At 33.7% G+C, this 21,357-nt stretch carries 21 protein-coding genes; 4 read left to right on the top strand and 17 right to left on the bottom strand.

Annotation, left to right across the window (positions count from 1 at the left end):
• Window position 1: 1 nt before the first annotated feature.
• The 3 genes from NNH57_RS10775 to NNH57_RS10785 form a co-directional block, all read right to left on the bottom strand.
• Window positions 2-1,081, bottom strand: coding sequence for a mannose-1-phosphate guanylyltransferase (locus NNH57_RS10775; protein ID WP_074409059.1), 1,080 nt, complete (start codon window positions 1,079-1,081; stop codon window positions 2-4).
• Window positions 1,082-1,083: 2 nt separating this feature from the next.
• Complete coding sequence (locus tag NNH57_RS10780; RefSeq protein ID WP_074409060.1) at window positions 1,084-1,680, bottom strand: SprT-like domain-containing protein; 597 nt, start codon at window positions 1,678-1,680, stop codon at window positions 1,084-1,086.
• Window positions 1,681-1,766: 86 nt separating this feature from the next.
• Window positions 1,767-2,654 carry a DUF4349 domain-containing protein gene (locus NNH57_RS10785; RefSeq protein WP_108807684.1) on the bottom strand — a complete coding sequence of 296 codons (888 nt, stop codon included), beginning with the start codon at window positions 2,652-2,654 and terminating at the stop codon, window positions 1,767-1,769.
• Between the two features lie 494 nt (window positions 2,655-3,148).
• Between NNH57_RS10785 and NNH57_RS10790 the strand changes: the two genes are divergently transcribed.
• Window positions 3,149-3,694 (top strand): hypothetical protein, encoded by a 546-nt coding sequence (locus NNH57_RS10790; RefSeq protein WP_074409062.1) that lies wholly within the window; start codon window positions 3,149-3,151, stop codon window positions 3,692-3,694.
• Window positions 3,691-4,149, top strand: coding sequence for a hypothetical protein (locus NNH57_RS10795; RefSeq protein WP_132066268.1), 459 nt, complete (start codon window positions 3,691-3,693; stop codon window positions 4,147-4,149). The genes NNH57_RS10790 and NNH57_RS10795 overlap by 4 nt, the downstream gene beginning before the upstream one ends.
• A gap of 82 nt (window positions 4,150-4,231) precedes the next feature.
• Here NNH57_RS10795 and NNH57_RS10800 read toward each other — a convergent pair whose 3' ends face one another.
• The 7 genes from NNH57_RS10800 to porV form a co-directional block, all read right to left on the bottom strand.
• Entirely contained in the window at window positions 4,232-5,023 is a 792-nt protein-coding gene (locus tag NNH57_RS10800) for a hypothetical protein (RefSeq protein ID WP_132066266.1), read from the bottom strand.
• A 453-nt stretch (window positions 5,024-5,476) separates the two neighbouring features.
• Entirely contained in the window at window positions 5,477-6,157 is a 681-nt protein-coding gene (locus tag NNH57_RS10805; protein WP_074409066.1) for an SDR family NAD(P)-dependent oxidoreductase, read from the bottom strand.
• A 66-nt stretch (window positions 6,158-6,223) separates the two neighbouring features.
• Entirely contained in the window at window positions 6,224-7,195 is a 972-nt protein-coding gene (locus NNH57_RS10810; RefSeq protein ID WP_108807680.1) for a M28 family metallopeptidase, read from the bottom strand.
• A gap of 80 nt (window positions 7,196-7,275) precedes the next feature.
• Window positions 7,276-8,880 carry a pyruvate dehydrogenase complex dihydrolipoamide acetyltransferase gene (locus tag NNH57_RS10815; RefSeq protein ID WP_108807679.1) on the bottom strand — a complete coding sequence of 535 codons (1,605 nt, stop codon included), beginning with the start codon at window positions 8,878-8,880 and terminating at the stop codon, window positions 7,276-7,278.
• Between the two features lie 3 nt (window positions 8,881-8,883).
• Entirely contained in the window at window positions 8,884-9,885 is a 1,002-nt protein-coding gene (pdhA, locus tag NNH57_RS10820; RefSeq protein WP_074409069.1) for a pyruvate dehydrogenase (acetyl-transferring) E1 component subunit alpha, read from the bottom strand.
• 148 nt (window positions 9,886-10,033) lie between these two features.
• The gene (locus NNH57_RS10825) at window positions 10,034-10,543 is read right to left on the bottom strand and encodes a cytidine deaminase (RefSeq protein WP_328515240.1); all 510 of its coding nucleotides are present in this window, start codon (window positions 10,541-10,543) and stop codon (window positions 10,034-10,036) included.
• 197 nt (window positions 10,544-10,740) lie between these two features.
• The gene (gene porV / locus NNH57_RS10830; protein ID WP_074409071.1) at window positions 10,741-11,910 is read right to left on the bottom strand and encodes a type IX secretion system outer membrane channel protein PorV; all 1,170 of its coding nucleotides are present in this window, start codon (window positions 11,908-11,910) and stop codon (window positions 10,741-10,743) included.
• Window positions 11,911-12,414: 504 nt separating this feature from the next.
• Here porV and gldJ point away from each other — a divergent pair.
• Window positions 12,415-14,091, top strand: a complete 1,677-nt coding sequence (gene gldJ, locus NNH57_RS10835) for a gliding motility lipoprotein GldJ (RefSeq protein WP_074409072.1) — start codon at window positions 12,415-12,417, stop codon at window positions 14,089-14,091.
• 76 nt (window positions 14,092-14,167) lie between these two features.
• A complete protein-coding gene (locus NNH57_RS10840; protein ID WP_108807678.1) occupies window positions 14,168-15,445 on the top strand; it encodes a UDP-N-acetylmuramoyl-tripeptide--D-alanyl-D-alanine ligase in 1,278 nt (425 codons plus the stop codon).
• Here the strand turns inward: NNH57_RS10840 and NNH57_RS10845 are convergent.
• The 7 genes from NNH57_RS10845 to NNH57_RS10870 all read right to left on the bottom strand — a co-directional run bounded on the left by NNH57_RS10845 (window position 15,442) and on the right by NNH57_RS10870 (window position 21,356).
• On the bottom strand, window positions 15,442-16,527 hold the full coding sequence (locus tag NNH57_RS10845) for a DUF2652 domain-containing protein (RefSeq protein ID WP_108807677.1): 1,086 nt from the start codon (window positions 16,525-16,527) through the stop codon (window positions 15,442-15,444). The genes NNH57_RS10840 and NNH57_RS10845 overlap by 4 nt on opposite strands.
• A gap of 185 nt (window positions 16,528-16,712) precedes the next feature.
• Window positions 16,713-17,471, bottom strand: a complete 759-nt coding sequence (locus NNH57_RS10850) for an SDR family NAD(P)-dependent oxidoreductase (RefSeq protein ID WP_074409075.1) — start codon at window positions 17,469-17,471, stop codon at window positions 16,713-16,715.
• Window positions 17,468-17,602 (bottom strand): hypothetical protein, encoded by a 135-nt coding sequence (locus NNH57_RS26455; RefSeq protein WP_255412027.1) that lies wholly within the window; start codon window positions 17,600-17,602, stop codon window positions 17,468-17,470. Before NNH57_RS26455 ends, NNH57_RS10850 begins: the two co-directional genes overlap by 4 nt.
• Complete coding sequence (locus NNH57_RS10855; protein ID WP_234423355.1) at window positions 17,603-18,358, bottom strand: sugar phosphate isomerase/epimerase family protein; 756 nt, start codon at window positions 18,356-18,358, stop codon at window positions 17,603-17,605.
• Window positions 18,359-18,369: 11 nt separating this feature from the next.
• Window positions 18,370-19,341 carry an aldo/keto reductase gene (locus tag NNH57_RS10860; protein ID WP_108807676.1) on the bottom strand — a complete coding sequence of 324 codons (972 nt, stop codon included), beginning with the start codon at window positions 19,339-19,341 and terminating at the stop codon, window positions 18,370-18,372.
• Window positions 19,342-19,601: 260 nt separating this feature from the next.
• The gene (locus tag NNH57_RS10865; protein ID WP_074409078.1) at window positions 19,602-20,459 is read right to left on the bottom strand and encodes a carboxylesterase family protein; all 858 of its coding nucleotides are present in this window, start codon (window positions 20,457-20,459) and stop codon (window positions 19,602-19,604) included.
• A gap of 27 nt (window positions 20,460-20,486) precedes the next feature.
• The gene (locus tag NNH57_RS10870; RefSeq protein WP_234423354.1) at window positions 20,487-21,356 is read right to left on the bottom strand and encodes an SMP-30/gluconolactonase/LRE family protein; all 870 of its coding nucleotides are present in this window, start codon (window positions 21,354-21,356) and stop codon (window positions 20,487-20,489) included.
• Window position 21,357 lies beyond the last annotated feature (1 nt).

Raw genomic sequence — 21,357 nt, forward strand, 5'->3', positions numbered from 1 at the left:
TTTATCCGTATTGTTCTCCGTAGGTTTCTTTTACTTTTTTAAGTACCTTTTTAATATCCTGTTCTTTCTTTTTGGGATAAATCAAAAGTACCTCTTCTTTGTCTATAATAATATAATCCTTAAGCCCATCGACTACCACAATTTTATCATTAGATGTTCTAATCATATTACCAGATGCATCTTCTGGCAATACTCTGGCATTAACTACAGCATTATTAGCTTTTGTTTTATCTAATTTATCATATAACGACCCCCAGGTTCCCAAGTCATTCCAATCAAAAGTTGCCGGAAGCACGTATACATTATCTGCTTTCTCCAAAATAGCATAATCGATAGATATGTTCTCTGCCAGCGGATAATTTTCTTGTATAAAATCGTTCTCCTGCATCGTATTATAGACGACCGACCCTTTTTCAAATAAAGCAGTCATCTGTTGCTGAAATTTGGCGAAAGCAGTTATAATACTTTGCACACTCCAGATAAAAATCCCCGCATTCCATAAATAGTTTCCTTCACTTAAAAACTTTTTGGCAGTATCATAATCTGGTTTTTCTGTAAATTGAGCTACTTTTTTCTTAGCCTCTTCGCTTTCTTTATTATATTGAATATAACCATATCCCGTATTAGGAAAGGTGGGTTGAATTCCCAAGGTCATCAAAATATCATGTTCTAAACATGCTGTAAAACTATATTCTAGATTTGTTATAAATGCATCTTCATCCTCTATCCAATGATCACTAGGTGCAACTACCATCACTGCATCAGGGTTGTCCTTCTGGATCTTTAATGCTGCATATAGGATACATGGTGCTGTATTACGCATTGCAGGCTCGGTTACTACCTGTCGTTGCTCTGCTTCTGGTAACTGCTCTAAAACCAAATCATTATATCGCTCGTTGGTAAGAATAAATATATTTTCTTTGGGAACAATCTTAGCCAGACGTGAAAATGTACGTTGGATCAGTGTTTCTCCTGTTCCTAACATATCGTGAAACTGTTTTGGAAATTCTGAAGTGCTCACAGGCCAAAACCTTGACCCTACTCCACCTGCCATCAATATTGCATAATAATTTTTGTTCATAATCAATTTAATAATTCAACTTCTGCGTTTGGGTTAAAAAGGTAAATTCTGCCTGTATTAAGTTCTACGCATTCATAGCGCTTTACTTTCTTATTACCTTTCTTAAAGACTTTTCCATTGTATAAACGGAAGACACTTCCGAGGGGTAACTCAAAGATATAATTTTTATCATTAGCAGGATCATATTGTTTTAATGCTAATGATAATTTTTCATCGGTATCGCTACTAGCTCTTGGGTTTTTAAAATGATGTGCTATAACAGGTAATAATTTAGCTGGGAATACTTCGGGATTAATATAGGGCAACATTAATTGCTGAAAGGTTCTTTTCCATTCTATCCCATGTGGTTTTATATAACGCCCATACTTCTCAAAAGCAACAAGATGTGCTACTTCATGAATCAAGGTAATAAGGAAACGGTATTTATTAAGAGATGCATTTACAGTAATCTGGTGTCTCCCATCCGGCATTTTGCGATAATCTCCATGTCGAGTAACTCTCTCATTGACAATTTTAAGATGTACATTACATTTTATAACGAGATCAAATGCCTTATCTACAGATCGTTCTGGAATATATTTCCTTAATATTTCTTTCAAATGCACAAAATTATTAATCTTCCTTTTACTTGCGCAAAATACAAAATTAAGCGCACGAGAATAGCACGCTTAATTTAATATTTTTTTTACTTTTTTACCCATTTAAAATACACAAAGATTACACCCCCTAATACTAGTAATGGCCAGATATAAAACAATAATAATGTTAGGTTTTCTATAATCGACCAACCAAAAGACAATCCTTGTTTTGCTTTATCTAAAAAATGAGGTTCGTATCCTACAGGTTCATCTTTTGGAATTATAGTTTGATATACATCTACCTGAACCGTACTATACGATACCTTATTACTTAAATATTTTAATCTTCCCTGGGCAGATTCGATTTCTTCCTGAAGCAAACTAAGCTTTTCTTCGGTTTTTAAAATGTCTTCTACCGTTTTAGCTCTTGTTTTTAAAATGGTTTCATAACGCTCTTTTACATCCAACTTTGTTTGTAATCGTGATGTAATATCAATATATTCTTCGGTTACATCTACTGTAGATATATTTTTATAATCCACGAATTCTGCCAATCCACATACACTATCCAAAACAGTATCAAACTGGTCTTGAGGAATTCTTATTGTAAAACGGTTTTCTTTAGTATAATTTGTATTTGTGAATCGCTCGTCAGAAATATATCCTTGGTATTTTAAAGCAATTTTTCTAGCCAATAGTGTTGCTTCTTCAACATCTTTAACTTTAATTCGACAATTAGCATTCTTAATAATCTTTAGCTTGGTATCGACATTATTTTTTTTAGTTTTCAATCTATCACTATCCAGTAGTGTAGCTTCTTTTGTTTGTTCTTCAGATTCAACACTTGACAATACGGGAGTTTCTCCAGTATCTTCGAGCATAATATGTTCTGAGTCTAATGCATATTTGTTTTCACTATTAGCACAAGAATATCCTAATAAGGTAATTCCAATTAAAATTATTATTCTGCTTATTTTAAATTTGTTCGTTTTCATTTTTATATTTTTTATCTTGTTAAACTGAAAACAAACTTAAAACCAAACCTCATCTACCTATTGTAGAATACTTGTAAAGGAATTGTAAAACATTTTACAAAATACAAATCACTCATTATCAAAACATTAAAACTATAGTTCCTGAAGAAAAAATACTATTCGATCTCCTTAAAAAAGCTGTTGCGCAACAGTTCTTAAAGGAAAACACTGCTTCGAGTTATGATATTTCTGATTGGAAGGGACAAGATATTATATGGTTTCAGGAAGATTTACAAAAACGAGTAAAAGCTTCGATTAGCGAAAAATCTTTCTATAGTTATTTTAAAAATTCTTCAGAAAAATTACCTCGTGTTGATATCCTTAATCTACTCTCACAATACTGTGAATATAGAAACTGGAATGATTTTAAAAGTAATCACACTATTCCTTCAACCCCTGCAAAGACACTAGATATTCCTAAATGGTTTTGGATTGTACCGTTAAGTCTTGGCGTATTGATCCTGGTATATTTCTTAATTCCTAAGCAGAACATCTTTAGTTTTTGCTTTATCGATCAGGATAGAAATCGACCTATCACCAAAATTCCTATCGATATTATTATACTAAACGATGAAGAATCTCCTTTTTATTCAAAAAGTGACAGTACAGGCTGCTTTACCTGGAAAACAAAAGATGATTTTATTCGTTTTGTAGTTCAGTCTCCTTATCATAAAACCGATACCATATATCGAATGACCTCTTCTGATCGCCGTGAGGATTTACATATTAAAACAGATGACTATGCCTTAATGCTTCATTATTATGCTAACGGAAAAGTTAACGATTGGCAAAACAGACGAAAAGAGTTGTCTAGAATAATTGCTAATGATGCAACTATTTTTCAGGTATTACCACAACGATTAGGTATTGAAATGTATGCCAAAGATGAATTTATAAATAAATTAACTACACCAACACAAAGCTTAAAAAATATTGAGATTATAGAATCCCGAAGATTAAATGGACAGATTGTTAAACTAAAATTCAGGATAAAATCATGAAAAGACTCATATATATCATAGTGCTTTTATTCTCATTTGGCTGTGCCAATAACACTTCTAAATCTATGGAAATGAATGCCGCAGAGAGTTTTGAAAAAGTAGAAGAGCAATCTGACCTTTCTGAGGATGATGCCTATTCCCTGATAATCTCCCAGAAACTTCAGGAATATCTGGACAAAAAGACATTAGCCAGAACCAATCCCGATTTTACTATCGATACAAATAAAAATGAATTGCTCTCTGCAGAGAAAGGGGGGCAACTTAAACATATTAATTTTATCACTCCTTTTGAAACTGTTTCTGATTCTGTAAAGAAAGTAGCAACACAAGTTATTCTTGAACATCAGACCGATACTATTATAACATTGATTAAAACCTCTATCATTACTATTGACAACGAAGTTTTTAAAACGCATAAAATAGAGTTCGAAAAAACAGAAGGTATCCAAAATTAATAAAGCCATCGATTAAGGTATAATCGATGGCTTTTCTAATTCTATTTACAACATCAAAGATGTAGTAAGGTCGAGGAGTTGTTTACCAGGCCCAGACTCTATATGATGATGTTTTATCATTCCATGATTTTCTCCAGAACCACCATCCCGACAGGGTGTAATTTCTTAAATCGTTTACCCCTGCGACAGTTTGAAAATATGGAGAATAAAAATTTAAGGTTCTACCATTATAACAACTATGTTGATATAATCTCACATATGCTCTTCTTCCCCATGGTTTAGTAATTCTAAGAGAAGACATATGATCATTATACCCTCCCAAATTCCAATCTTTATAATAGTATCTATTCGTTCTTCGTATACCTGTCATTTCTGTAACATAGTTTATATGATAGTAGAAATAAAAGTTTCCGGTGCCATTAATCGACCCATCTACACAAGACCCTTTTGTAACTTGCTGTTCTGATCTTTCTTTAGGAAAATCTCCTGCTAGTTTAGCTATATATTCATCTACCTCTTCATTAGTATTAAAAACTTTTACACTAATGGTTGTTTCTCCTTCTTTTTGATCTTCAAAAAATAATCCTTGAGGAGAATCTTTTTTTCCAAAAATACGCTCTGCCATTTGTACATCTCCGTCTACTTTTACTACTTCAGATTCCTTGGTATCTAAAACATAAAGAACTTTAAATTTTTCCCCGTAATAATCATAATTGTGTACGATTTCTACAATTCCTTGTTCCGGAGCTTTATTCTGAAGATCTTTAGTTGACTCAACACCAGATTCTTCGATATTTAATTCGTCTTTATCACAACTTATAAAGACAAAAAGCATCATAACAGACACTGCACAGAATTTAATAATTAGTTTCATTTTTTATGGTTTTAAGATTCCTACTCTATTTAAGGCTTTTCGGAGTTCGCCTATAGTTTTGGTTAGGGTGCTATTAATCATTTTTGGCGCCTTTACAACTCTTAATAGCATATGTAAATGTATTCTTTTTCCTTTGAGCAAAAAGGGGGAAATATCCCATTTTTTATAAAAGAATACCTTACACATTATATGCATATCCATCAAAACAGATAATGGTTATCCATTACTTATTTAATGAATAACCATTATCTGTTTTATTTAAAAAAATCAAACTATTGCCTCTGGTAATAAATATTATAGGCAGTTTATTGTAGTCTATATTAAAAATAGAAGGAAAACAAACTAATATGCAGCAAAAGTATTTTTCATATTCATCAATATACTTTTAAACAATTGTTGCTACATGATTTAATGAAACCTTACAGGTTTTAAAACCTGTAAGGTTTCATTAAATCATGGTGTACTACTAGACACCTGAAGAGCTTTTCCGTTATAAAATTTATTTCCGGTTAAGGAGAATTCTTTTATATATTCTGCCATTTCTATGGCTGTTAAAGGTGCCTGATACCCCGGAAATGCTTCTTCCAGCATTTCGGTCTGCACAGCTCCAAGAGCAAGCACATTAAAACCAATACCACTTTCTTTATATTCTTCTGCCAATAGCTCGTTTAAGGTAATCACCGCACCTTTACTAGAACTATAAGCGGCTAACCCAGGAAACTTCATACTTCCCTGTATACCTCCCATACTACTCACTGTAACAACATGACTACCGGGTTTCATATGAGGCAAAGTTAAACGTGTAATTTCGGCTACTCCAAAAACATTTACCTTATATACCTCTTCAAAATCCTGAGTAGAGATTTCACCAAAAGGTTTATTTAATAATTTACCGGCGTTATTGATCAAAATATCCACCTGTTTCCATGAAGAAGAGATGTAGCTACTCATCTTTTCAAGGTCTTTTGGGCTACAGATATCAAAAGAAAATGTATGTATGTTTTTATGTTGAAGAGCATCGATAGGTTTTTCATTCCTTGATAATGCTAACACCTGGTGACCTTCGTCGGCAAATAGCTTTGCCATTTCATACCCAATACCTCTACTTGCACCTGTTATGATAATATTTTTCATTCTTCTCTAAAATTAAGTCATATAAAAAATCATATCTTTTTTGACTTTTCAGACCATCTCTTTTTATTAATTTAACTTAATTTCTTTACCCGAAGTATTTGCCATTTTTGTAAGTACAGGAAAACAACTATTAATAAGTTCTGTCATAAACTCAAAATTCATTTCAGATACTTCATCATCTACATGGTGGTAATAGTCATAGTTTGTAAAATCGAAAGTAGAGATCGTCTGGCATGGCACTTTAAATTGCTCATAGAATGGATAATTATCGCTTCTTCTAAACAGTTGAAATTCTTTGGCTTTTGGCAAATATCCTATCAGCTCCGATCCTGCATATTCATTCATTTTTTGAGCCATATTAGACACTTCATATCCTGTGATATAGGCTTTATATGGCTTATCATTTAATGGTACTCCTATCATTTCAAAATTAACCATAGCATACACATTAATATTCTTTTCTTTTAGTACCTCTGCAAGGTGTGCCGACCCCAGCAATCCTCTTTCTTCTGCACCAAACAGCACAAAAAGAATACTACGTTTGTTATTTTTTAATTGAGCAAATTGTTTAGCCAGAGAAATTACTGCACTGCTTCCTGCTGCATTATCATTAGCGCCATTAGCAATTACATCACCGTTAACTTCTTTTCCTGTACCTATATGATCAAAATGTGCTCCTAGTATGATAAATTCTTTTGATAACTCATCATCTGTACCTTTAAGAAATCCAACAACATTATATGTTGCTGTTCCTTTTGCATCAAAAGCATCTCTATAGGTTTCAAAATATGGTACTATCTTATTTTTCTTAAACTCTTCTTCTATAAATTTTGCGGCTTTTTCTAAACCTTCGCTTCCAGTATCTCTTCCTTTCAACTCATCACTAGCTAAAAAATTCATTATAGCTGCAACATCAGAAACTTTAGTTTTTTCTATAGAAGCATTTTCTGCTGTTTTAGCTTGTGGTTGAGCAATTGTTCCTTGCTTACAATTGATAAATAAAATCGAAATCAGGATGATCAATATGTTCTTTGTCATAAAAATATGTTTTGGATAAAGATAAAAAATCCCGCTTCATTAGAAGCAGGATTGAATATGAATATTATAATAGCAGTCATCTACGCAAGCATAGTAACTGGATTTTCAAGATACTGTTTTAACGTTTGTAAAAACTGAGCTCCTGTTGCCCCATCTACAGTTCTGTGATCACAAGCTAAGGTCACTTTCATTGTATTACCAACTACAATCTGACCATCTTTAACAACTGGTTTTTCTACAATAGCACCAACCGAAAGTATAGCAGAATTAGGTTGATTAATAATAGAAGTAAATTCCTGGATTCCGAACATCCCTAGATTAGATACCGTAAATGTACTACCACTCATTTCCTGCGGAGTTAATTTTTTATTACGGGCTCTACCTGCTAAATCTTTAACCTTAGCTCCTATTTGAGTAAGAGACATATGGTCGGTAAAAGGCAAAACAGGAACTACCAATCCATCTGGTACCGCTACAGCAACCCCAACATTAATATGTTTAGCATATCTGGTCGCTACATCTGTCCACTGCGTATTAACCTGTGGGTGTTTACGAAGTGCCAATGCACATGCTTTAACCACCATATCATTAAAAGACACTTTAACATCTGGTAATTCATTAATCTTCTTACGCGATGCCATTGCATTTCCCATATTTACCTCGATAGTAAGGTAGTAGTGCGGTGCATTAAATTTTGAAGCCGAAAGACTTTTTGCAATAGCTTTACGCATTTGCGAATTTTTCACTTCTTCAAAACTTTCTTCTCCTGCCGGCGTATATGTTTGTACTACAGGAGCAGAAGTTGTTTCTTTAACTGGTTGTGACGTACTAGCACTAGCTGCTGTTACAGAAGGTGTAAATGATTCTACATCTTTCTTTACAACACGTCCGTTTTCGCCTGTTCCTTTTACCAGAGAAAGGTCTATTCCTTTATCTGCTGCTATTTTCTTTGCTAACGGAGAAGCAAATATTCGCCCTCCCGATGTTCCATTTCCTTGTGAAGTTGCAACTGTTGTTTCTGCTTTTGCAGGTGCAGCATCTTGTACTGCTGCTGTTACAGGAACGCCATCTTTAAGTGCAGATATATCTGTTCCTGCAGGGCCAATTATTGCCAATAAAACATCTACCGGAGCAGTTTGCCCTTCTTCTATTCCAATATGTAACAAGGTTCCGTTATAGAATGACTCAAACTCCATAGTAGCTTTATCTGTCTCTATTTCGGCTAGAATATCTCCTTCTTCAACGGTATCTCCTACTTTTTTTAACCAGGTAGCTACGGTTCCTTCTTCCATGGTATCACTAAGGCGTGGCATTGTAATAATCTCTACGCCATCAGGAATTGTAGCAGTTTGATTAGAAACGGGAGCTAATTCTTCTACTTTTTCTTCTTTTACCGATTCTGCATTTGGTGTAGTATTTCCGTTTAATAAATCAGAAATATCTTCGTTTTCTTCTCCGATAATTGCGAGTAATTGATCTACCGGAGCTGTCTCACCTTCTTCGATCCCCACATGAAGTAATGTTCCTTCATAAAAAGATTCGAACTCCATTGTCGCTTTATCTGTTTCTATTTCAGCAAGGATATCTCCTTCACTAATTTTATCTCCTTTTTTAACAAGCCACTTCGCAACCACTCCTTCTTCCATGGTGTCGCTCAATCGCGGCATATTAATTACTGTAGCCATAATTTATTGTGGTTTGTGTGATAAAAATGGATAATTATCCTGTTCGTATACAACGTCATACATCACATTCTTCTCTGGGAATGGTGATTCTTCGGCAAACTTTTGACATTCTGCAACTCTATCCTTTACTCGTTTGTCTATTACCGCAATTTCTTCATCTGTAGCGTGCTTTTTCTCTTTAATAATATCCAAAATCTGAGTTATTGGATCTATTTTTTGATATTCTGCTACCTCTTCCTTTGTACGATATTTTTGCGCATCACTCATAGAATGACCTCTATATCGATATGTTTTTAATTCTAAAAATGTTGGACCACCACCTGTTCTTGCTCTTGTTATTGCCTCATCCATAGCCTCTGCTACTTTTATAGGATTCATTGCATCTACCGGACCAGAAGGCATTTCATATCCTTGTCCTAATTTCCAAATATCTGTATGGTTTGCAGTTCTTTCTACAGACGTCCCCATAGCATACCCATTATTCTCTACGCAAAATACTACGGGTAATTTCCATAACATTGCCAGATTAAAAGTTTCATGTAATGACCCTTGACGAGCGGCTCCATCACCAAAAAATGTAAGCGTTACTGCATCTCTTTTATGATATTTATCTGCAAATGCCAAACCTGCTCCTAAAGGTATTTGTCCTCCAACAATTCCATGTCCTCCATAAAATCGATGTTCTTTTGAGAAAATATGCATTGATCCTCCTAAACCTTGAGAAGTACCAGTAGCTTTACCATACAACTCTGCCATTACTCGTTTTGGATCTACACCCATACCAATTGGCTGAACGTGATTACGATATGCTGTAATCATTTTATCCTTGGTAAGATCCATAGCATGTAAAGCTCCTGCCAAAATTGCTTCCTGACCATTGTATAAGTGTAAAAAACCTCTTACTTTTTGTTGAATATAAACTTGAGCTAACTTATCCTCGAATTTTCTCCAGAAAAGCATTTCTTCGTACCAATTTAGGTAAACATCTTTGGTTATCTTTTTCATTTAGTTGTACTGATGTATGTCTAAAAAAACTAGCTACAAAACTAGTCATTATTTAATTTTTTCTCTTATTTTTTAAGAGAACGAAAAACAAAAATAACATATTCGAAATTAAAGGGAAAGGAGTTTGCTGATAAAATCAACGAAAACGTTATAAATATGAATTATCAAAAATAAGCGGTAATATATTAGATAAAGAAGATGATTTAACTACTTTTCCTGTTTCTCCCATAAAATAAATAGCTATTGGCATATTTTGTTTTACCTCATATTCTGCTATTGCTTGTCTACATGCACCGCAAGGAGGTGTCGGGGTCAATAATTGATATTTTAACGATTTAGCAGAAAGTGCCATAGTAACAATAGGAACCTCAGGGAAATTAGCTCCGGCATAATATATAGCCGTACGTTCTGCGCACAATCCCGAGGGATAACACGCATTTTCCTGATTATTTCCTAAAACCACCTCTCCATTCTCTAATAAAAGTGCTGCTCCAACCAAAAACTCAGAGTAAGGAGCATACGCCTTATCTCTAATAGCAAAGGATTGCTGCATCAATTCCTGAATATTTCCTGGTAACTCATCAAATGAATCATATACCTGTAAGACAGATTTTATTTCTATTTCTTTCACACGTTTAGATTTTAGTAATTTCTTAATGCTCGTTTCATGTGTTATTAATACTACTTTCTAACTCCTCATACAGTATTGTTTAACCTACATAGCCTTTAAACACTCTACAAAGCATATCGTATTCCTAAATTTGAACTACAAATAAAAGTATTACAATGTACTATAAACAAAAAAAGTATCAAACCCTTCGGCTTGATACTTTTTATATTAATTTGCGATATTTTCTAGTCGTAATATTCGTCTCCAAAATTAAAGGAAAGACCAAAACGTAGTGTTCCTTCAAGTGGACTTCTAACAGACGAGGTAGAAAATAAATACGATATATCTAAATTTACAATATTATACCTGAAACCTGCACCTAGAGATAGAAATTTACGCGCTCCTTTTTCTTCAGATTCATTAAAGTATCCCGCTCTAAAAGCAAATACATCGCGATACATATATTCTGCACCTAATGCCCAGGTAATTTCTTTTAATTCTTCGCTAAACCCATCTGGCGCATCTCCCCAAGAAGAAAAGATAGATCCAAATGCACTTTTATCATTATACTCATCGTTTGCAGCTTGCTGTTCTTCTGCTGTAATATTACCATCACCGTTAGTGTCTGGATCTAATGGAGTTGGCACAAGTAATTTACTAAACTCTAACGAAGGTGTAATTCGATTATCTTCATTAAGAATAAAATCGAATGCAGCTCCTAATCTAAAATTAGTAGGGATAAAGTTTTCTTGACCTGCATCATCATATTTTATTTTTGGTCCTATATTAGAAATCGTAGCTCCTGCTCTCCATCTACCATTAAAAGAATTAAAAGCAATCTCATCACTTCTATAAAAACCAGCGATATCTACACCAAAACTTCCTGCTGCACTAGCATCTGCCCCAAGACCTTGTAATCTAAGATCAGAACGTAAGTAGCGACCCGCTACAGCCATAGAGAATCTATCACTAAGTTTTAATGCATATGAAATATCAAGGGTTAATTCATTTGGTTTTTGAACATTAGGCTCATCATTAGGCCCTTGTCTAAATTCTATATCCCCTAAGCTAAAATATCTAAAACTCGCTGCTACAGCACTTCGCTCATTAAGACGATTATAATAATTCACATTCCCCAAGAATATGTCATTAACCAGATTACTTAAGTAAGGAGTATAGTTAACCCCAACCCCTTGCTTATTTTTTATGAATGCATATTTAGCTGGATTCCATTGTTGTGAAAATGCATCTGGAGAAGTAGCAACCCCTTGATCTGCTAAACCAGCCGCTCTTGCATCTGCAGCTATTAATAAAAATGGAGTAGCAGTTGTTATTGCTCTGTTTTGTTCCTGAGCCTGAGTTTTAAAAGTGAAAACTGTAACACACAATAGGCTAAGGGTTAATAATCTTTTCATATCCTTTAAAAATTGAGTTTGACAAATATATAGTTATTTAGTTAGTAAGAATAGTGAGTTCTTAATTTTTTTAAGTTGATGGTTTATAAACGCTGATTTTAAGGATATCTTATATTTCATTTTAGTTTCCGTGATTAATTTTTATTAAAACATGCCAAACACACGCCCTTAATCCCCTTGTAATCTCTTAAATTTCAAATAATTAACAATCTTATCTCATTATAAGATTGCCCACCACAAGAAGTGAAAATAATGTTAAATAATCATTTTATTTAACATTTTATTAAGAAACATAAAAATTTAAGAACAATGTTTTTTTAATATTTTAAATTTCTTGTTTTTATTACATCTCAAATAATAAACTCACAAATATTGCGTTAAACCAGAGTCGTTATAAATTCATAAAAAAATGTGAATTGATAATATTTTGAAAAAATTAGGGTAATTTTAACGTTTATTATTTATATTGCAAGCCCTAATTTCTACTTAAACGAACTTAAGATTATGAAAAACGCGTTTATTTTTAAGTCGCTAATGGCGCTTTCCATTAGTGTTTTACTGTTTAGTTGTTCTAAGAACGATTATGGGAGCAGTTCTAGAGCCACAGGTTGGAAATACAATTCCAAAGATGGTGGATTTCAGGTACAGACAAATTACAAAGAGCAAGAAACTGGCCCTGGTTTAGTATTTATTGAAGGAGGTACATTCACTATGGGACGTGTACAAGATGATGTAATGCATGACTGGAACAATACTCCAACTCAGCAACATGTTCAATCCTTTTACATGGATGAAACCGAAGTTACCAATGTAATGTATCTGGAATATCTTGATTGGTTAAAAGGAGTATACCCTCCTACAGAACCAAAATACAGAAACATATATTATGGTGCTCTTCCTGACACCTTAGTTTGGAGAAATCGACTTGGTTTTAATGAAATGATGACCAATAATTACTTACGTCATCCTGCGTATGCTAATTATCCTGTTGTAGGGGTAAATTGGATTCAAGCAATAGAATTCAGTAATTGGAGGACTAACCGCGTTAATGAAAGAATTCTTGAAGAAGAAGATGTAATTAAAAAGAATGCTCCTTTTGAAGATGTTTCTGCAGAAAGCACTTTTGACACAGATACATATTTAAACGCTCCTTCACAAACTTATGGAGGTAATGATGAAGCTACCAGAGGTGGTAGAGCATCAGAAAGATATGCAAAAACTAACGACTCTACAGGACTATATATACAACGTAAAGATGGATTACTTTTACCCAAATACAGACTCCCAACCGAAGCTGAATGGGAATATGCTGCTTTAGGGTTAGTAGAAATTAGAAGTTATAACATCTATAGAGGTAGAAAAAAATATCCATGGACTGGAAAATACACACGTTCTGGAAAAAGAAGAACTCGTGGAGATCAATTAGCTAACTTTAAGCAAGGTGATGGTGATTATGGTGGAATCGCTGGATGGAGTGATGATGGTGCAGATATTACTGCTCCTGTAAAATCTTACAATCCTAACGATTATGGTTTATATGATATGGCAGGGAATGTTGCAGAATGGGTATCCGATGTTTACAGACCTATTGTAGATGATGAATATAATGATTTTAACTACTATAGAGGAAATGTATATACCAAAAACGCTATCAATCCTGATGGAACTGTAAAAATCGTTATGACAGATTCTATAGTATACGATACACTTAGTAATGGTAAAATTATAGCTCGAGTATTACCTGGTGGAATTTTACAAGTTCCTATCGATGAGCAGGAAACATACATGAGAACTAATTTTACTGATAGTGATAACAGAAACTATAGAGATGGTGATAAAAGTTCTTCTAGATATTACGAAGGATTTCAAGATCAAGCTACTCCTAACAGAAGAATGTATAATGCACCTATTCATTACGTAGGTCCTGATGCAGAAGATAGCACACAAATGGACAGAAGATACGATGAGTCTAGTAAGAGAACTACCATTGTTGATGATGAAGTACGTGTATACAAAGGTGGTTCCTGGAAAGACAGAGCCTATTGGTTAGATCCCGCACAAAGAAGGTTCTTACCACAAGATATGGCTACCGATTATATTGGTTTCAGAAATGCAATGTCTCGTGTTGGTACCAAAGCCAGAAAGAAAAAAACACCTAGACACCAGAAACCAAAAGGATAAAAATTTAATTAAAGTTCGTTATAAATACCAAAAGCCCTGTACATATTTGTCAGGGCTTTTTAATATCATATAATTAATGACCATCACCCAAATACATCAATTATTCCTAGTCAGCAATGGCGTATGTACAGATACTCGAAAAATAGAGCCTAATGTTATCTTTTTTGCTTTAAAAGGAGAAAAATTTAATGGAAACACATATGCACAAAAAGCCTTGGAACATGGAGCAGCATATGCAATAATTGATGAAGTAGCATTTAAAACAACAGAAAAACATATTCTTGTAGATGATGTTCTACAAACGCTACAAGACTTAGCTTCGTTTCATCGTAAGCACTTAAATATTCCTATTATCGCTTTAACCGGAAGCAATGGAAAAACCACCACAAAAGAATTAATCAACAGTGTCCTTTCTTCTTCTTTTAAGACTACTGCAACGATAGGCAATCTCAACAACCATATCGGAGTTCCTCTTACACTTTTATCAATGACAAAGGAAACTCAAATAGGAATTGTAGAAATGGGAGCCAATCACCTGGAGGAAATTGCATTTTTATGCTCTATTGCCACGCCAGACTATGGATATATTACAAATATTGGAAAAGCTCACCTAGAAGGTTTTGGTAGTATAGAAGGTGTCTTAAAAGGAAAAACAGAACTTTATGATTATCTAAAAAAGCACAACAAATTAGTTTTTCTTAATCTTGAGGATAAAAAGTTAGTAAATGCATCTTCTGGAATAAAAACGTATAGTTTTTCACAATCTAATACCAGTGATGTAATTATTAAATTAACGGGTATCGATCCTAATGTAATTATTTCTTACCAAGATAGTACCATACACAGTAACTTAATAGGCCAGTACAACTTTACAAATATTGCAGCTGCTATCGCTATTGGGTCTCATTTCAAAATTAGTATAGACAAGATCAAACATGCAATAGAATCCTATACTCCTACAAATAATCGTTCACAAATCATTAAAAAAGGAGATCATACCATTATTCTGGATGCCTATAATGCAAATCCATCAAGCATGGAAGCTGCTATACATAATTTCGTTCAATTACAATACAATACTAAAATTGTCTTTTTGGGAGATATGTTTGAATTGGGTGATGATACAGCTCTAGAGCATCAAAAAATAACAGACCAGATAAGCAATACAGAAACAGAAGAAATATATTTAATCGGGACTCATTTTTTTGCCACTAAATGTACTAATCCGCATGTTCATAAATTTAAATCTTATGAAGACCTTGAGGTAAATTGGGCTCTAAAAAATCAAAAAGATGTAATTCTAATCAAAGGATCCCGAGGCATGAAGCTAGAAAGAATTCTAGACCTTCTTTAACTCGTTATAGCGTCATTTCCTACAAATGCTTCAAGATTGTCTATAGATGTTTTGACAGACTTCCTAATGGCTCTTTTTATCAAAAGAAACAACATCAACTTATGCAATAATGATTTTGCCTCAGGGTACACCTCTACAGTTAACAAGCATCGATTATCAGGTAATGATTTTATAATAAAAAATTGATACAATGCATGCAAAGGAGCATCTGTAGTACGCTCTCCATAGACAATCTCATCTACGCCCGCTTTCTTGGTTACTGTTGTAAAATTGAGTCGTTTCCCATCAATTACACAGACATGTTCGGTACCTAACCGAGTAACTTCTCCCGGGTTATATTCGAATTTATCAACTCCCTTTGCCCAATAATGTCTATAGCTATAATTAGTAATATATTCTAATAATTGTGCTGCAGGAATTTCGAATTCTTTCATTAAAACTATAGACGGAGAACATTGAAAACTCACCACTTCTGGGGTGGCAAAAGGAGTAAGTTTCAATTTGTTTTTACTTATTTCGGAAAACGAATAAACAATTTCTTTGGTATCATAAGTATCCTTACCCGCTCTAAAATGGTATAATTTACTCTCATAATTAGCAGGAAGCCCAATAGTTTTAGACACTTCATCACTTAACAAAGCATAGTTATCGCTTACAATTGAGTTTTTAAGTAATCTATGAGCCTCAATAACTACCTGACCAAAAGGCTTACGTTTTTCCTGAACTGTAATAAATTGTAGCTCTCCACAATGCGCTACTATTTTTAACTGTAAATCAGGTGCTGTAGCACATGCATTACAAGGGCAAACACGGTTTTTCTCTAAAAGTTTAAGGTGACTATAAAACGAAGTAAACATTGTTTCAATCTGAGCCAGTAGCTTTTCTTGTGACGGGATTTCATTTTCTTTATAAAAAAATAATGCGTCCCCTTCTATTTCTGCCAGTTTTAAATCTTGTGTATTAGCATTAATCAAAACTTCTAACAACTCAGAAATCACATGCTGACTGTGCTCTACCTCGGTATTCTGAACAAAGTGTGTAAAACCAGAAATATCAGGTATAAAGAGTAATGATTTTGCCATTAGAAAATATAATATTTGTTTGATTAAAATGAGAGAGAAGTATAGCTCTTGCACACTTTTCAAATCATAGACTAACTATTTTTATGCATAGGTAGTAGGTATTTTTCTTTATACCTAACAATATACAAATCCTTATTGATCATCAACAAGTCAATAGATGTATTTAACTTCATATCTCTTTTCTTTTAAGAGGTCGCCATAATTCCTCCATCAATAGTTAGGGCAGAACCTGTCATCCAAGAAGAATCTTCTGATGCCAAAAACAATGCTAGTTTAGCAATATCTTCTGGTGTACCCAAACGTTTTAATATGGTAGCATTTTTTACATTATCAATAGCTTCATCAGGCTTTTTAAATGCTTTTGCAGAATCCCAGATCAGAGGTGTATCTACAGGTCCGGGACAAATAGCATTAATGCGTATTTCAGGACCATAATCTAATGCTGATTGCTTAACTAATGAGACTAACGCAGCTTTTGATGCGCAATAGGCAGCGTGGTTTGGGAAACATTTAAATGCAGCTATTGATGCATTAGCAATGATGACTCCTTTCTCTTTTTTGATATATGGAATAGCATATTTACATAAATAAAAGAACGAATTAAAATTTATATTCAGGGTTTCATGCCAGTCTTCAATACTAATCTCGGTAAGACTTCCCAACCCTAAGACTCCTGCATTACTTACTATACCATTAAGTTTTTTGTATTTGGTAATCGCTCTGGAAACGAGTTCTTTATTCACTTCAGGAATTCCTACATCACCTGCATGAAATATAGCATCTGCAGATATCGATTTTAACTCTTCTACAAGTGCATTTCCTCTCTGTGTGTTTCTACCACTCAGCACTAATTTAGCTCCTTCTTTTGCATATAAAACAGCAATAGCTTTTCCCATACCACTTGTAGCTCCGGTAATAATAAATACCTGATTTTCTAATTTCATTTTACTTCTTTTGCAGCTTTGACTAATAACTCCTTTGTTAATTGAATACCTTTATCTTCGTCATCATTAGTACCTTCGTATTCAATACCAATGTAACTAGTATAACCAGCATTTTTTACAATTTGAAGCATTTAGTCGATTTGCGTTTCATTTCCCTGTTCATCAAAATCATGGGATTTGGCACTAATCCCTTTAGCAAAAGGCATCATATCCTTTACTCCTTGATATCGGTCATATTCATAAAAATTGCCGAAATCTGGCAACGTACCACAGTTACTATGGTTCACATTTTTCATGATTTTAGATAACCAATCACCATGTGTAGAATAGCTTTGATGATTTTCGACTATTATATTGATAGCATAGTCTTTAGCGAAATCAGATAATTGTACTAAACTGTCCTCTCCTGCCTTTGCAACATTCGTTCTACTTCCTTCTCCATGTAAATTAACACGAATAGACTTACATCCTAAAAATTGCGCTGCTTCTATCCATTTATAATGATTTTCTATTGCTTGTAATCTTGCTTTTTTATCTTGGTTACCCAATTCACCTTCTGCATCAACCATAATCAAAACATTTTCTACATTAAGATCTGATGTACGCTGTTTTAATTCTTTAAGGTATTTATGATCTTTGGCTTTATCTATAAAAAACTGATTAACATATTCTACAGCATGAATATCAAAATCATTTTTAGCTTTCGCAGGAAAATCGAATGTTGAAAGTTTTCCCGAACGTAAACTTCTATGTAACGACCACTGTGCAAGTGATATTTTAAAAAACAAAGTGTCTTCTTTTACGATCATACCAGATGGAAATGATAATGTTAATCCCATACCTAAAGCTGTGTTTGAAGTTTTCTTTATAAAAGTTCTTCTGTGCATATTCTGATCGGTTAACAAGACCAGTTTGTTGGTAAACGATCCCAACGATGATCTCTTAGTTTATCTATCCATTCTTGTGAAAGTCCTTGTCCATCACCTATACGCATATTGGCTTCTACATTACGTAGTTGACGCATACCGGGAATCATCGTGGTAACGGCAGGATGTGCTGCAATAAAACGCAATGCTAATTCTGCTAATGGCATTTCATTCTGAACCAGTTCTTTTAATTTTTCAATACGTTTTATAGTAGGCGGCAAATTTTCGGAGCCAAAATAGATGTTTCTAAAATCACCAATATCCCATTTAGATTCTAAAGTAAGTTTTCCGGTAAGAGAGCCTTCATCAAATGGAACACGGGCTATAACTGCAATATCATTCTTTTCGCAATACGGAAATAATACATCTTCGGGAGATTGATCGAAAATATTATAAATAACTTGTATCGAATCGATTAATCCAGACTCTAGTGCTTTCAAGCAATTGGCAGGTTCCCATCGGTTTACACTAATCCCAAAAGATTGTACTTTTCCTTCTTGTTTTAGTTTTAATACCATTTCTTTCCATTCATCCCGCTCTGCCCAGCTATCCTCCCATACATGAAATTGTTGCAAATCAATGGTTTCAACTCCTAAATTCTTCAAACTCTTTTCTGTATACTCTACGATATGATTTGATGGGTAAATATCTTTTAAAGTAGCTAATTTACTTGGCGGCCATTCATCAATTTTCGGAGGAATTTTTGTTGCCGTATACAGTCTTTTTTCTGAGTGTCTTTTTAATAATCCAGCTAAAATTTGCTCGCTTCTTCCTTCTGCATATCCCCACGCTGTATCAAAAAAATTACAACCCAATTCAATAGCTCTATCCAATGACTTATTAGATATTTTATCATCTGACTCTGACCAACCTGCCATACCCCACATACCATATCCAACCTGACTTACATTCCAATCTAACTTTCCAAATTTTTTATATTTCATTTTAATCTATGCTTTTCCAAAATTGTTACTTTTCCGCATACAAATTATTAAAAATTGCATTCAAAAGTGTTCCACTACCTCCATTAAATTTCCAAAATATAATCCCTGCCAGTTCGTTTTTTTTTCACAAATTCTACTTTATATTTTATCGATTTGGCATTGTGATAAGTAGTACATAAAGAATTCTTCTTAGAGGCCAAAAAAGCAAGCCATAAATAACCAACCCTATATAGATTATAATTCTTCATTAGAAATGTCATTTATAAATCGGTCTTCTTATATAAATACATCCACTCATAAATACTGATATCAAAGGGGTCATACGCACTGTTTCCGCTGCCTCTCCCTGTATTATCATAAGTTCTGGACCAAGAGTCATGACCGACACCAGAGTATATGGTTATCTTGGCTTTTGTTGTTGGGTTTTCTGCATTAATTGCATTAACCATTGAAATCGATTTATCATATGAAATAATCCTATCTGCATCTCCATGAAATGCCCAAACAGGAATATTAGTAAATTGATTTCCTGTTGATACATCTCCCCATCCTGCGATAGGAACTATGGCTACTACATATGAATTACTGCCTTTTGAAGAAACATAATCATAGCAACCTTTCCCTCCCATACTAAATCCTGTCATGTATATTCGTTGTGTATCTATCTTTAGGTTATTAATCAAAAAAGCAATAAAATTGTGTAAGTTTTCCGTATTCCAAATAGATGGGGATTGGGGCGATACAACAATCATAGGGTGTTTAGGATTCCATTGATTTTTATATATTAACGACGAAGGACCGTCGAATAAAATAGAATTTAAATCATTTGGATTTACAGAACTATCTCCTCTTGCTCCACCTCCATGTAAGTGAATCAATAAAGGGAATTTTTCTGTATTGGCGATATTATATTCAGAAGGAACATATGCATAGAATCCATATTGGGATTTTGTAGACCCTTTTAGATATGCTTTCTGCACACCTGACGGGATTGTATTTAACTCAACAAGATCATTTGTATTTGTATCTATAACACTATCACTTGAGCTACAATTGGCAAGTAATTGAATGGTTAATAAAAACAAGTACCTCTTTTTTTTGATAATAGAATATGCCATACTAATCTATCTTATAAAAAGCGCATATCATTTTTGAGAAAAGAATGTCTCAAAACATCCTCTATCTGCCATTGTCACAAAACATTGAGTATTATTTTTCCCTCCAAAAGCGATATTAGTTGGTTTCTTCCCTTTTAGTTGTACTTCTCTTAATTCTTTACCTTCAGGAGATAATACTAATACAGTTCCTTTATCATATCTACACACATATAAATTCCCTTTAGCATCACATCTCATACCATCTAAGCCAAAATCTTTGAATGTCTTGAATATTCTTTTATTAATAGGTTTGCCATTTTCTGTTATATCATACACCCAAATGTTTCGTTGTATAGATTCATTAACATACAATTTCTTTCCATCGGGGCTAACTTCTATACCATTAGTTGTTCCCATATTTTTTTCTACCAAAACAAGCTTTCGATTAGAAGTCATCCATAAATTACCTGTTCCCTTTTTCCAGTTAGGATCACTTGCATACAGGGTTCTATTAGAAGAAATAGCAATATCATTTGGTTGGTTCATTGTAGAGTCATGAGCAAAAATAGCAACTTCTTTTGAGCCTTTTTTTATATACAATATGTTATGGTTTGTATAATCTGCTATATACATATTATCGGATTTATCAAAACGAATTCCGTTACCAATGCTACCTGTAGGTAATTTTACAAATAAAGAGCTTTCTCCTTTACTATTAACAACACCTATTGTACCTTCTTCTTTAAAATTAACTGCATATAGATTTCCTTTACTATCTACTGCCGGACCTTCGATACCTTTGGTAAATTCATATTCTTTAGTAAAATCGGTACTATTATCAATAGGTTTTTCTTTAGTACATGAACTAAAAACTATGGTTCCAAAAAACATTACCGTAAAAATTATAGTATTTTTCAAC

Origin of the sequence: Aquimarina spinulae (assembly GCF_943373825.1) — a bacterium.
Taxonomy (GTDB): domain Bacteria; phylum Bacteroidota; class Bacteroidia; order Flavobacteriales; family Flavobacteriaceae; genus Aquimarina; species Aquimarina spinulae.